Origin of the sequence: Pseudomonas rossensis, from assembly GCF_039888995.1 — a bacterium.
GTDB classification, from domain to species: domain Bacteria; phylum Pseudomonadota; class Gammaproteobacteria; order Pseudomonadales; family Pseudomonadaceae; genus Aquipseudomonas; species Aquipseudomonas rossensis.
Map to the genome: position 1 here is coordinate 1 of NZ_JBBWCB010000046.1, position 12,344 is coordinate 12,344.

Below are 12,344 nucleotides of genomic sequence, written 5' to 3' on the forward strand. Positions count from 1 at the left end.
GGGATTGATCAATCGAAGTATGCTTTTTCATGGACTCGCCCTCGCTGTCGTTGGCTGATTAGACTGCCACCGTGGCGCATTGACGCCTCGGCTTGGGCGAGTCCATCCAATTACAGGTTTACTTCTTCGGTCCGGAATTGGTGATGACGTGCCAGACGTCTTTCATGCCGTCACCTTTCATTTCTCCAGGCTTTTCGTCCTTCACAAAGGTGTACAGCGGCATGCCGTCGTAAGCGTATTGCATCATGCCGTCATCACGCTTAATGACACTCCATTTGCCTTCGGCCTTGGCACCTGCCGGAGCCATCATTGGCGGCCAGTTCTTGGCACACTCATCGTTACACATTGACTTGCCGCCAGCATCCTTGTCGTACATGTACACCGTCATGCCCTTTTGGTCGACCATCACATCGCCTTTCATCATTGCAGGCTCAGCCGCGAAGGCCATTGATGGTATAGCCATGACCGCAGTCAGCATCAAAGCTTTGAAGGATTGCGCGCATTGCTTCATGGAAACCTTCCTTTTGTGGTTGTCAGGATTCGAAATTAGAGCTTAGTTCAGGATCACAACAATCGCAGGGCGACTAAAATACTGTCACACGACTGCAATAATTCCGTTATCTAATGCGGCGCAAGACAGTTAAATGACAAGAGGATTAAAGGCATGGTTGGCAGGAGCATTCTGATCGTCGACGACGAAGCGCCCATTCGCGAAATGATCGCCGTTGCGTTGGAAATGGCCGGCTATGACTGCCTGGAGGCTGAGAACTCGCAACAGGCCCACGCCATCATCGTCGACCGCAAGCCGGACCTGATTCTGCTCGACTGGATGCTGCCCGGCACGTCCGGCATCGAGCTGGCCCGACGCCTCAAGCGCGATGAGCTGACCGGGGACATCCCGATCATCATGCTCACCGCCAAGGGCGAAGAGGACAACAAGATCCAGGGCCTGGAAGTCGGCGCCGATGACTACATCACCAAACCCTTTTCACCACGTGAGTTGGTCGCGCGCCTGAAGGCCGTGCTGCGCCGTGCCGGTCCAACCGATGGCGAGACGCCGATCGAAGTCGGCGGCCTGCTGCTGGACCCGATCAGCCACCGCGTGACCATCGACGGCAAACCCGCCGAGATGGGCCCGACCGAATACCGCCTGCTGCAATTCTTCATGACCCACCAGGAACGTGCCTACACCCGTGGCCAGTTGCTGGATCAGGTCTGGGGCGGCAACGTTTATGTCGAAGAGCGCACCGTCGACGTGCACATCCGCCGCCTGCGCAAAGCCCTCGGCGATGCTTACGAAAATCTGGTACAAACCGTGCGCGGCACCGGCTACCGGTTCTCCACCAAGGCCTGACCCGGACCTTTCCCGCCCGACAAGCTGACAAGGACGCGCGCTCAAGTGAACCAAAATTGGCATGGCACCCTGATCCGCCACATGCTTTTGCTGGTGACCGGTTGCCTGGTGATCGGCCTGATTACCGGCTACTACGGCTGGAGCCTCGCCGCGGGCCTGGGCCTTTACCTGGCCTGGACCCTCAAGCAACTGCTGCGTCTGCACGAATGGCTGCGCCTGCACAAACCCGAGGAAGCACCGCCCGATGGTTATGGCCTGTGGGGCGAAGTGTTCGACAGCATCTACCATCTGCAACGTCGTGACCAACGTGTTCGTGGGCGCCTGCAAGCGGTGATCGACCGGGTCCAGGAGTCGACTGCAGCGCTGAAAGATGCGGTGATCATGCTCGACAGCGACGGCAACCTCGAATGGTGGAACCGCGCCGCCGAAACCCTGCTCGGCCTCAAGACCCCGCAAGACAGCGGCCAACCGGTCACCAACCTCGTCCGCCATCCGCGCTTCAAGGAATACTTCGAGCAGGACAGCTACGCCGAACCCCTTGAAATCCCCTCGCCGACCAATGATCGCCTGCGCATTCAGCTGTACATCACCCGCTACGGCAACAACGAACATCTGATGCTGGTGCGCGACGTCACGCGTATTCATCAGCTGGAACAGATGCGCAAAGACTTCATCGCCAACGTTTCCCACGAATTGCGCACGCCGTTGACGGTGATCTGCGGTTATCTGGAAACCCTGCTCGACAACGTCGAAGACGTGAACCCGCGCTGGTCCCGTGCCTTGCAGCAGATGCAGCAGCAAGGCGGACGCATGCAGACGTTGCTCAACGACTTGCTGCTGTTGGCCAAACTGGAAGCCACCGATTACCCGTCGGACAACCAGCCGGTGGCCATCGACGGCTTGCTGCAATCGATCAAGAGCGACGCTCAGCAGTTGTCTGCTCAGCGCAATCAGAAGATCACCCTGGAAGCCGACCCGACGATTCTGCTCAAGGGCAGCGAAGCCGAATTGCGCAGCGCGTTTTCCAATCTGGTGTTCAACGCGGTGAAATACACCCCGGCCGAAGGCAATATCCGCATTCGCTGGTGGGGTGATGAGCAAGGCGCACACCTGAGCGTGCAGGACTCTGGCATCGGTATCGACAGCAAACACTTGCCGCGCCTGACCGAACGCTTCTATCGCGTCGATTCCAGCCGCAACTCCAACACCGGCGGCACGGGGCTCGGCCTGGCGATAGTCAAACACGTGCTGCTGCGCCACCGCGCGCGGATGGAAATCAGCAGTGTGCCGGGCCATGGCAGCACCTTTACCTGCCATTTTGCGCCGGCCCAGGTCACCAAATCCCGGGTCATCAGCACCGCTGACTGATACCGGCCAGCACTCACCACTAGGCAATCGCCCGGTCAGCCGCTACATTGGCTGACTTGCGCCTGCTCTTCAGACGCACTTTTTTCTTTCCTTTCGAATACACGGAACCCGCAAAACTCCATCATGGACCCTTCCCCTGGCTTGACCCTCGCGACACTCTTCGCCGATTTCGGCATGATTCTTTTTGCTCTGATCCTGGTTTTGCTCAACGGTTTTTTCGTTGCGGCGGAATTTGCCATGGTCAAATTGCGCTCGACCCGGGTCGAAGCCATCGCTGAAAAAAACGGCTGGCGCGGACACATCCTGCGCACCGTTCACAGTCAGCTCGATGCTTATCTGTCGGCGTGCCAATTGGGTATCACCCTCGCCTCCCTGGGCCTTGGCTGGGTCGGTGAGCCGGCGTTCGCGCACATCCTCGAACCGATCCTTGAAGCCGTCGGCGTGCAATCGCCCGAAGTGATCAAAGGCGTGTCGTTCTTCGCCGCGTTCTTTGTCATCTCGTACCTGCACATCGTGGTCGGTGAGCTGGCCCCAAAATCCTGGGCCATCCGCAAACCCGAGCTGCTGTCGCTCTGGACCGCCGTGCCGCTGTACCTGTTTTACTGGGCGATGTACCCGGCCATTTACCTGCTCAACGCCAGCGCCAACCAGATCTTGCGGATCGCCGGCCAGGGTGAACCCGGCCCCCATCACGAGCACCATTACAGCCGTGAAGAACTGAAACTGATCCTGCACTCCAGCCGTGGCCAGGACCCGAGCGACCAAGGCATGCGCGTTTTGGCCTCGGCGGTGGAAATGGGCGAGCTGGAAGTGGTCGACTGGGCCAATTCCCGGGAAGATCTGGTGACGCTGGAATTCAACGCGCCGCTGAAGGAAATCCTGGCGATGTTCCGTCGCCACAAATTCAGCCGTTATCCGGTGTACGACAGCGAAAGCCAGGAGTTCGTCGGCCTGCTGCACATCAAGGATCTGCTGCTGGAACTGGCGGCCCTGGACCACATTCCCGAGTCGTTCAACCTCGCCGAACTGACCCGGCCGCTGGAGCGGGTTTCGCGCCATATGCCGCTGTCGCAGTTGCTGGAACAGTTCCGCAAAGGCGGCTCGCACTTCGCCGTGGTCGAAGAAGCCGATGGCAACATCATCGGCTACCTGACCATGGAAGACGTGTTGGAAGTACTGGTCGGCGACATTCAGGACGAACACCGCAAGGCTGAGCGCGGGATCCTCGCGTACCAGCCGGGCAAGCTGCTGGTGCGCGGCGACACGCCGCTGTTCAAGGTCGAGCGCCTGCTGGGCATCGATCTGGACCACATCGAAGCCGAAACCCTCGCCGGTCTGGTCTACGAAACCCTGAAACGGGTGCCGGAAGAGGAAGAAGTGCTGGAAGTCGAAGGCTTGCGGATCATCATCAAGAAGATGAAAGGGCCGAAGATCATTCTGGCCAAGGTGTTGATGCTCGATTGAGTGCAATGCGGGAAACCGCATTGACCCCAAAAGATCGTCCGAACGCGGCCCGAGCCTTCGGCAGCTCCTACATGTGGATTGCGATTCCCTGTAGGAGCTGCCGCAGGCTGCGATCTTTTACCTTTATGGCCTCACTGTTTGCCGAGCGCAAAGTTGGGCAGGCTGCCCACCGGTCGATTGAACTGGTACGGGATCGACACCAGCCCCAACCCGGTATTGCGCTGCACCACGAAATGCAGGTGCGGCCCGCTGCTGTTGCCGGTATTGCCCGAAAAGGCCAGCGGACTCCCCACCGACACCCGTTGCCCCTCGCGAACGCTCACCGAACCTTGCTTGAGGTGCAGATACACGCCCATCGTCCCGTCATCGTGCAGCACCCGCACGAAATTACCCGACGGATCGGTGCCGCGCCCGGTCTGGGCATTCTCGGTTTTCACCACCACACCGCCACGCGCCGCGATGATCGGCGTGCCTTCAGGCATGGCGATGTCCATGGCATAGCGGTTCTTTGGACCAAAGTGGCTGTATTGACCGTTGGCGCCCTGACTCAGCCGAAACGGTCCGCCACGCCACGGCAGCGGGTATCGATAGGCCATGGCGGCCCCTGAGGGGTCGCCCAGGGAGTATTCGAATTTTGGGGTGTACGCGAGCGGCCTTTCGGGCTGCGTGGCTGTGAGCAGCGCCAGACGAATACTGCTGCGTGCCGGCATCACCCGGCGGATCGGTCGGCTCGGCGCACCACTGACGTTTTTCAGCCCGCCGAAGCTCAACTCGATTTCTACGGGCGCATACAGGTCATTGCGCACGTAAACGCTGTCCACGCCCTTCTTCTTCGTGATGACGACGTACACCTGGCGCTCAAGATTCTCGACCATGCGATCACGAAAAACGAACACCTTGGAGCCCGTCGTGGGGCGGTCGCTGTAGGAGACCACGCCATTGGCGTCGGTGGACTTGTAGATCGTCATGGCCACAGCCGAGGTGGATGCCATGAAAAGACCACAGAAAAAAAACAGCAGGCGCGCGAGCATGGGCATGATTCTGTCGAGTAGACCTGGGTAGGAGCCTAGCAGCTGCAATGGACCCGGGTAGACGGCAGATGTTTCAAAATGGGCAGTTCAGCGGATGTGTGGTGAATCTGATGACCCCTTCGCGGGCAAGCCACGCTCCCACAGGATTTCGGTTGTTGTCGATGACATGAACGACACAAAACCTGTGGGAGCGTGGCTTGCCCGCGAAGACAGACTGTCTGGCGACGGGAATTACGCGCCGGGCACGAAATGCTTCTGCGCCGTGCCGCGGGCAATCAGGCGGGAGATGTAGTCGAGCTTCTGCGCATCCTGGTCGACGAAGCGGAAGGTCAGTTGCAGCCACTCGCTGTCGGGCTTTTGCTCGTGGGCGACGATCGCGTGCAGGTAGCCGTTCAGACGGGCGGTTTCGGCGTTATCGCCCTGCTCCAGGTCGAGCACCGCGCTGTCGAGCACTTGCGGCAGGGTGTCGGTGCGTTTCACCACCAGCAGTGCTTCCTTGAGACTCAAGGCCTTGATCACACATTGCTGAATGCCGTTCGGCAGGCGCAGTTGGCCCTGGCCACGACCGCCCGTTGGCGCTGCGGAGGACGCTGGAGGCTTGATCGGCGGGCTGTTGAGCAGACCGCGAGACGGAGCAGCCGCCGGGGCCGGCGCAGCGGCGGCAGGTTTGGCGAACGGATTGACCGGCGCCGCCGCTGGTGCGACCACGGCAGCCTTGCCGCCCGTCAATGCGCTCAACGAATCGTTGCCGAACGCCGAGTTCATTTTGGTCGGCGCGCTGTTCATCAAGGTGTCGAGCTTGCCGACCTTGTTCAGGGCCTGCTTGACCTTGGTCAGCAGTTGCTCGTTGGTGAACGGCTTGCTGACGTAACCGGAAACGCCGGCCTGGATCGCCTGGACGACGTTCTCTTTATCGCCCCGGCTGGTCACCATCACGAACGGCATGGTCTTGAGGTTGTCCTGCTCGCGGCACCAGGTCAGCAGCTCCAGGCCGGACATTTCCGGCATTTCCCAATCGCACAGGACCAGGTCGAACGCTTCCCGAGCCAGCAAGGCCTGAGCCTTCTTGCCGTTGACCGCGTCTTCGATCCGGATCCCCGGGAAGTAGTTGCGCAAGCACTTCTTCACCAGGTCACGAATGAACGACGCATCGTCCACGACTAACACACTGACCTTACTCATCCATCACCCCTTTAAAAAATCCCGGCAAGCATACCGCTTTGCTGATGGCACATTGCCAAAAACCTTCAGTCACGCCGGGACTTTTCGTTCGCGGGTGCTGCTTTCGAATTCATCAACCACAAACAAAAACGCCCGGCCAAAAGGCCGGGCGCTTTTCTCAGGCAATCTTACTTATCGTCAGCTTTGCCCGGAACATTAGCGGTTTCGCCACTTGTGCCTTCAACTTCTTCTTTCATGCGCTTGAGGCCCAGGTGCCGCACGTCAGTGCCGCGCACCAGGTAAATCACCAGCTCCGAGATATTGCGTGCGTGGTCGCCGATCCGTTCCAGCGAACGCAGCACCCAAATGATGCTCAAGACCCGCGAGATAGAGCGCGGGTCTTCCATCATGTAGGTGGCGAGCTCGCGCAGCGCGGTTTTATATTCACGGTCGATGATCTTGTCGTACTGGGCCACCGACAACGCCAGGTCGGCGTCGAAGCGGGCAAAGGCGTCCAGTGCATCGCGAACCATGTTGCGCACCTGGTCGCCGATGTGGCGAACCTCGACGTAACCTCGCGGGGCTTCGCCTTCTTCACACAACTGGATGGCGCGACGGGCGATCTTGGTCGCTTCGTCACCGATGCGCTCCAGGTCGATAACCGACTTGGAGATGCTGATGATCAAACGCAAGTCCGACGCTGCCGGCGGACGGCGGGCCAGAATGCGCAGGCATTCTTCGTCGATGTTGCGTTCCATCTGGTTGATCTGGTCGTCGATCTCGCGAACCTGCTGGGCCAGGCCGGAGTCGGCCTCGATCAGCGCGGTCACCGCGTCGTTGACCTGCTTTTCCACCAGCCCGCCCATGGCCAGGAGGTGGCTGCGCACTTCCTCGAGCTCAGCGTTGAACTGCGCGGAGATGTGATGGGTAAGGCCTTCTTTACTAATCATGTTGGCGTCCTTGGAGCGTCCGGTAAGGTGCGGTGGACCGCAGCGTCAGTTCAGTGAGCAACAACAGCTTCCTAGCCGTAGCGACCAGTGATGTAGTCTTCGGTCTGCTTCTTCGCCGGATTGGTGAACAGGGTGTCGGTGTCGCCGAACTCCACCAGTTTGCCCATGTACATGAACGCCGTGTAGTCGGAAACCCGCGCAGCCTGTTGCATGTTGTGGGTCACGATGACGATGGTGAACTTCGATTTCAGTTCGTAGATCAGCTCTTCGACTTTCAGCGTGGAGATCGGGTCGAGTGCCGAGCACGGTTCGTCGAGCAGCAGCACTTCCGGCTCCACGGCGATGGTACGAGCAATCACCAGACGTTGTTGCTGACCACCGGACAAGCCCAGCGCCGACTCATGCAGACGGTCTTTGACTTCGTCCCACAGCGCCGCGCCTTTCAATGCCCACTCGACGGCTTCGTCGAGTACGCGTTTTTTGTTGATGCCCTGGATGCGCAGGCCGTAAACCACGTTTTCGTAGATGGTTTTCGGGAACGGGTTGGGCTTCTGGAACACCATGCCGACGCGACGACGCAGCTCGGCCACGTCTTCGCCCTTACGGTAGATGTTGTTGCCGTAGAGGTTGATTTCCCCTTCTACGCGGCAGCCGTCGACCAGGTCGTTCATGCGGTTGAAGGTACGCAGCAGCGTGGACTTGCCGCAGCCGGACGGGCCGATGAAGGCGGTCACGCGCTGTTTCGGGATGTTCAGGCTGACGTCGTACAGCGCTTGTTTGTCGCCGTAGAACAGGTTCAGGCCCGGCACTTCGATGGCCACGGTTTCCTGCTCAAGGCTAAGGCTCTGCTTGTCGCGACCCAGTGCCGACATGTTGATGCCGTGGGTATGTGCTTCGTGCTGCATGGGAGGCTCCCTGTGCTAACAAATTCGGTTCGGTTGTGTGGGAGCGAGCTTGCTCGCGAAGGGGCCATCACTGGCGCCAAAAGCTTCGCGAGCAGGCTCGCTCCCACATAAAAATCAGTGCTGCATGAATCAGCTATCCAGCGCTTTGTATTTTTCGCGCAGGTGGTTACGGATATAGACGGCCGACAGGTTGAGCGTGGCGATCACCAGCACCAGCAGCAGCGCCGTGGCGTACACCAGCGGCCGTGCGGCCTCGACGTTCGGGCTCTGGAAGCCGACGTCATAGATGTGGAAGCCCAAGTGCATGATCTTCTGATCCAGGTGAAGGTACGGGTAGTTACCGTCCAGTGGCAGCGATGGCGCCAGTTTCACCACACCGACCAGCATCAGCGGCGCCACTTCACCGGCGGCGCGAGCCACGGCGAGGATCATGCCGGTCATCATCGCCGGACTGGCCATCGGCAGCACGATCTTCCACAAGGTTTCAGCCTTGGTCGCGCCGAGAGCCAACGAGCCTTCACGCACGGTGCGAGGAATCCGCGCCAGGCCTTCTTCCGTGGCCACGATCACCACCGGCACCGCCAGCAGCGCCAGGGTCAGGGAGGCCCAGAGCAGACCCGGGGTACCAAAGGTCGGTGCCGGCAGTGCTTCCGGGAAGAACAACCGGTCGACCGAGCCGCCCAGCACATAGACGAAGAAGCCCAGACCGAACACGCCGTAGACGATAGCCGGAACGCCCGCCAGGTTGTTCACGGCGATGCGGATCAACCGCGTCATGGTGTTCTGTTTCGCGTATTCGCGCAGGTAGACCGCTGCCAGCACGCCGAATGGCGTCACGACCATCGCCATGATCAGGGTCATCATCACAGTGCCGAAAATCGCCGGGAAGATCCCGCCTTCGGTGTTCGCTTCACGCGGGTCGTCACTGAGGAATTCCCACATCTTGCTAAAGTAGAAACCGATCTTGGTGAAGGTGCCCATCGCGTTCGGCTGGTAGGCATGAACCACTTTGCCAATACCGATTTCGATCTCTTTGCCGTTTGCATCGCGGGCCGTCAGGCTGTCGCGATTGAACTGGGCGTGCAGGTCGTTCAGGCGGACTTCGATGTCTTGATAACGAGCGTTGAGCTCGGCGCGCTCGGATTCCATGTCCGCTTGTGCGGCGGCGTCGAGCTGGCCGGCCAGTTCCAGTTTGCGGCCGTGCAGACGGACGCGCTCAAGACCTGCGTTGATCGCGCCGATGTCGGCTTTTTCCAGGCTCTTGAGCTGCGCGGCAAGATTGTTGACGCGATCGACACGGGCCTGCAACTCAGGCCACGCGGCCTCGCCTTCAGCGATGACCTTGCCATCCTGCTTGACGTTGACCAGGTAGCCGTAGAAGTTGCCCCACTCGCGACGCTCAATGGCCATCAACTCAGGCGGGGTCTTCTGGTTAGTCAGCCACTCGCCGACGATCCAGGTGAAGTCGTTGCCGTTCAAGTCACGGTTGCCGACCTTGATCAGCTCGCGGGTCATGAACTCCGGGCCCTGATCGGGCACCGGCAGGCCAGCGCTTTTCAGGCGCTCGCGCGGCACTTCTTCTTTCTGCACGATCTCGCCGATGACCAGGTGATTGGCCTGGCCTGGCACGTCGTAGCTGGCGTGAATCAAGTCCGCCGGCCAAAAATGACCCAGACCGCGCACGGCAATCACCGCCAGCAAGCCAATGGTCATGATGACCGCGATGGACACCGCGCCACCGCTGATCCAGACGCCGGGGGCGCCGCTCTTGAACCATCCTTTCAGGGAGTTCTGTTTCACAGACTTCTACCTTTCTTAAAGCGACGAGTATTTCTTGCGCAGACGCTGACGAATCAGTTCCGCGAGGGTGTTCATGACGAAGGTGAACAACAGCAGCACCAGCGCCGAGAGGAACAGCACGCGGTAGTGGCTGCCGCCGACTTCCGATTCGGGCATTTCCACCGCAACGTTGGCGGCCAGGGTGCGCAGGCCTTCGAACAGGTTCATTTCCATGACCGGGGTGTTACCGGTGGCCATCAGCACGATCATGGTTTCACCGACCGCACGGCCCATGCCGATCATCAACGCCGAGAAGATGCCCGGGCTGGCGGTAAGGATCACCACCCGCGTCATGGTCTGCCACGGCGTGGCACCGAGGGCCAGGGAGCCGAGGGTCAAGCCGCGAGGCACGCTGAACACGGCGTCTTCGGCGATGGAGTAAATGTTCGGGATCACCGCGAAGCCCATGGCCAGACCGACCACCAGAGCGTTGCGCTGGTCGTAGGTGATGCCCAGGTCGTGGGAGATCCACATGCGCATGTCGCCACCGAAGAACCAGGTTTCCATGTACGGGCTCATGTACAGCGACAGCCAGCCCACAAACAGAATTACCGGGATCAGGATCGCGCTTTCCCAGCCGTCCGGCACTTTCAGGCGGATGGACTCAGGCAGGCGGCTGAAGACGAAACCGGCCACCAGAATGCCGATCGGCAGGAGCATCAGCAGGCTGAAGATGCCGGGCAAATGTCCTTCCACATACGGTGCGAGGAACAGGCCGGCGAAGAAACCGAGAATTACCGTCGGCATCGCTTCCATCAGCTCGATCACCGGTTTGACCTTGCGGCGCAAGCTTGGGGCCATGAAGTACGCGGTGTAGATCGCAGCGGCAACGGCCAGAGGAGCGGCCAGCAGCATGGCGTAGAACGCGGCCTTCAAGGTACCGAAGGTCAGCGGAGACAAGCTCATCTTCGGTTCGAAGTCAGTGTTGGCAGCGGTCGATTGCCAGACGTATTTAGGTTCGTCGTAGTTCTCGTACCAGACCTTGCTCCACAACGCGCTCCACGAAACTTCCGGGTGCGGATTGTCCAGCAGCAGCGGCTGCACCTTACCGTTGGCCTCGACGATGATACGGTTGGCACGCGGCGACATGCCGAAAATGCCCTGGCCTTCCACCACCTGATCGACCAGCAACGTGCGGTGAGCGGTACTGTGGAAGACGCCAAGCTTGCCGGATGCGTCGAGGGCTACGAAACCTTTGCGGCGCTCTTCAGCACTGATTTCAACAATCGGCGTGGTGCCCATCTGGAAGGTACGAATCTGCTTCAGACGCAGTTCGCCGTCCGGGTCGCGCGCCATGAACCACTGGGCCAGACCACCTTTGGAGTCACCGAGGATCAGCGAGATACCGCCCACCAACTGGGTGCTGGCGGTAATTTCGGCATCGCCGTTTTCGAGCAGTTTGTAGCGACCGTTGAGGCTCTTGTCGCGCAGGCTGAACACGTCGGCCTGAGCACGACCGTTAATCACATACAGCCACTGCTGACGCGGATCGACGAAGATGTTCTTCACCGGCTCGTTCATCTGCGGCAGATCGATACGCTTTTGCTCGTTGGTGATTTCGCCGGTCATCATGTTTTCTTCGCTGGTCAGCGACAAAACATTGAGTTGTGAACCGGTGGAGCCGACCAGCATCAGGGTCGAATCGGTCGCGTTAAGGCTGACGTGCTCCAGGGCACCGCCCGCCTCGTTCAGCACGATAGGGGTTTCACCGTACGGGTATTCGACCGCTGGCGTAATGGTTTTCTTGCCGTCCGGATAGCTGACTTTATAGGTGTGACGGAATACCAGCGCCTGACCGTTGGACAAGCCGACCGCCACCAATGGGTGACCGGGTTGGTCTTCACCGATGGAGGTCACGCTGACACCGGCCGGAATCTTCAGATCGACACGCTTGAGTTCAGCGCCACTGTCGATATCGAAGAACAGTGCCTGGCCCTTGTCGGAAACCCGCATGGCGACCTGGTTCTGTTCTTCCAGGGAGATCATCAACGGCTTGCCAGCGTCTTGCATCCAGGCGGGCGTGATGGCGTCCTTGGCGGTCAGGTCGGCGCCCTGAAACAGGGGCGCGACAACGTAAGCGAGGAAGAAAAAGATCAGCGTGATCGCGCCGAGAACGGCGAGGCCGCCCACGAGGACGTACCAGCGGGTCAGGCGATCTTTCAGCGCGCGTATACGGCGCTTGCGTTGCAGCTCAGGCGTATTGAAGTCAATTCGCTTGGGGGGATTAGTAGTCATGGTGGAATTGGCCAGATCATTCATGCGCACACCCTAG

General features: G+C 59.8%; 10 protein-coding genes. 3 read left to right on the forward strand and 7 right to left on the reverse strand.

The window, feature by feature from the left end; genetic code table 11:
• Positions 1-118 precede the first annotated feature (118 nt).
• Positions 119-511, reverse strand: a complete 393-nt coding sequence (locus WLY71_RS14410) for a COG4315 family predicted lipoprotein (protein WP_347804076.1) — start codon at positions 509-511, stop codon at positions 119-121.
• Positions 512-664: 153 nt separating this feature from the next.
• Between WLY71_RS14410 and phoB the strand changes: the two genes are divergently transcribed.
• The 3 genes from phoB (at position 665) to WLY71_RS14425 (ending at position 4,186) form a co-directional block, all read left to right on the forward strand.
• Positions 665-1,354 carry a phosphate regulon transcriptional regulator PhoB gene (phoB, locus tag WLY71_RS14415; RefSeq protein ID WP_008150066.1) on the forward strand — a complete coding sequence of 230 codons (690 nt, stop codon included), beginning with the start codon at positions 665-667 and terminating at the stop codon, positions 1,352-1,354.
• 81 nt (positions 1,355-1,435) lie between these two features.
• On the forward strand, positions 1,436-2,722 hold the full coding sequence (phoR, locus tag WLY71_RS14420; RefSeq protein ID WP_347804108.1) for a phosphate regulon sensor histidine kinase PhoR: 1,287 nt from the start codon (positions 1,436-1,438) through the stop codon (positions 2,720-2,722).
• A 123-nt stretch (positions 2,723-2,845) separates the two neighbouring features.
• The gene (locus tag WLY71_RS14425) at positions 2,846-4,186 is read left to right on the forward strand and encodes a hemolysin family protein (protein WP_347804077.1); all 1,341 of its coding nucleotides are present in this window, start codon (positions 2,846-2,848) and stop codon (positions 4,184-4,186) included.
• A 131-nt stretch (positions 4,187-4,317) separates the two neighbouring features.
• Here the strand turns inward: WLY71_RS14425 and WLY71_RS14430 are convergent, their stop codons facing one another.
• The 6 genes from WLY71_RS14430 to WLY71_RS14455 form a co-directional block, all read right to left on the reverse strand.
• The gene (locus WLY71_RS14430; protein ID WP_347804078.1) at positions 4,318-5,217 is read right to left on the reverse strand and encodes a peptidoglycan DD-metalloendopeptidase family protein; all 900 of its coding nucleotides are present in this window, start codon (positions 5,215-5,217) and stop codon (positions 4,318-4,320) included.
• A gap of 231 nt (positions 5,218-5,448) precedes the next feature.
• Complete coding sequence (locus WLY71_RS14435; protein WP_347804079.1) at positions 5,449-6,399, reverse strand: response regulator; 951 nt, start codon at positions 6,397-6,399, stop codon at positions 5,449-5,451.
• Between the two features lie 167 nt (positions 6,400-6,566).
• Positions 6,567-7,328: a phosphate signaling complex protein PhoU gene (gene phoU / locus WLY71_RS14440; RefSeq protein ID WP_347804080.1), complete on the reverse strand. Its 762-nt coding sequence runs from the start codon at positions 7,326-7,328 to the stop codon at positions 6,567-6,569.
• A 71-nt stretch (positions 7,329-7,399) separates the two neighbouring features.
• The gene (gene pstB, locus WLY71_RS14445; protein ID WP_347804081.1) at positions 7,400-8,233 is read right to left on the reverse strand and encodes a phosphate ABC transporter ATP-binding protein PstB; all 834 of its coding nucleotides are present in this window, start codon (positions 8,231-8,233) and stop codon (positions 7,400-7,402) included.
• A 129-nt stretch (positions 8,234-8,362) separates the two neighbouring features.
• Entirely contained in the window at positions 8,363-10,033 is a 1,671-nt protein-coding gene (gene pstA, locus WLY71_RS14450; RefSeq protein ID WP_347804082.1) for a phosphate ABC transporter permease PstA, read from the reverse strand.
• 15 nt (positions 10,034-10,048) lie between these two features.
• Positions 10,049-12,331, reverse strand: coding sequence for an ABC transporter permease subunit (locus tag WLY71_RS14455; RefSeq protein WP_347804083.1), 2,283 nt, complete (start codon positions 12,329-12,331; stop codon positions 10,049-10,051).
• Between the last annotated feature and the right edge of the window lie 13 nt (positions 12,332-12,344).

What these genes read in the sequence shown, in the direction of transcription:
- WLY71_RS14435 (WP_347804079.1), bottom strand. Translation starts at nt 6,399, where the DNA reads ATGAGTAAGGTCAGTGTGTTAGTCGTGGACGATGCGTCGTTCATTCGT.
- phoU (WP_347804080.1), bottom strand. Translation starts at nt 7,328, where the DNA reads ATGATTAGTAAAGAAGGCCTTACCCATCACATCTCCGCGCAGTTCAAC.
- WLY71_RS14430 (WP_347804078.1), bottom strand. Translation starts at nt 5,217, where the DNA reads ATGCTCGCGCGCCTGCTGTTTTTTTTCTGTGGTCTTTTCATGGCATCC.
- WLY71_RS14455 (WP_347804083.1), bottom strand. Translation starts at nt 12,331, where the DNA reads ATGAATGATCTGGCCAATTCCACCATGACTACTAATCCCCCCAAGCGA.
- pstB (WP_347804081.1), bottom strand. Translation starts at nt 8,233, where the DNA reads ATGCAGCACGAAGCACATACCCACGGCATCAACATGTCGGCACTGGGT.
- WLY71_RS14410 (WP_347804076.1), bottom strand. Translation starts at nt 511, where the DNA reads ATGAAGCAATGCGCGCAATCCTTCAAAGCTTTGATGCTGACTGCGGTC.
- phoR (WP_347804108.1), top strand. Translation starts at nt 1,436, where the DNA reads ATGCTTTTGCTGGTGACCGGTTGCCTGGTGATCGGCCTGATTACCGGC.
- WLY71_RS14425 (WP_347804077.1), top strand. Translation starts at nt 2,846, where the DNA reads ATGGACCCTTCCCCTGGCTTGACCCTCGCGACACTCTTCGCCGATTTC.
- phoB (WP_008150066.1), top strand. Translation starts at nt 665, where the DNA reads ATGGTTGGCAGGAGCATTCTGATCGTCGACGACGAAGCGCCCATTCGC.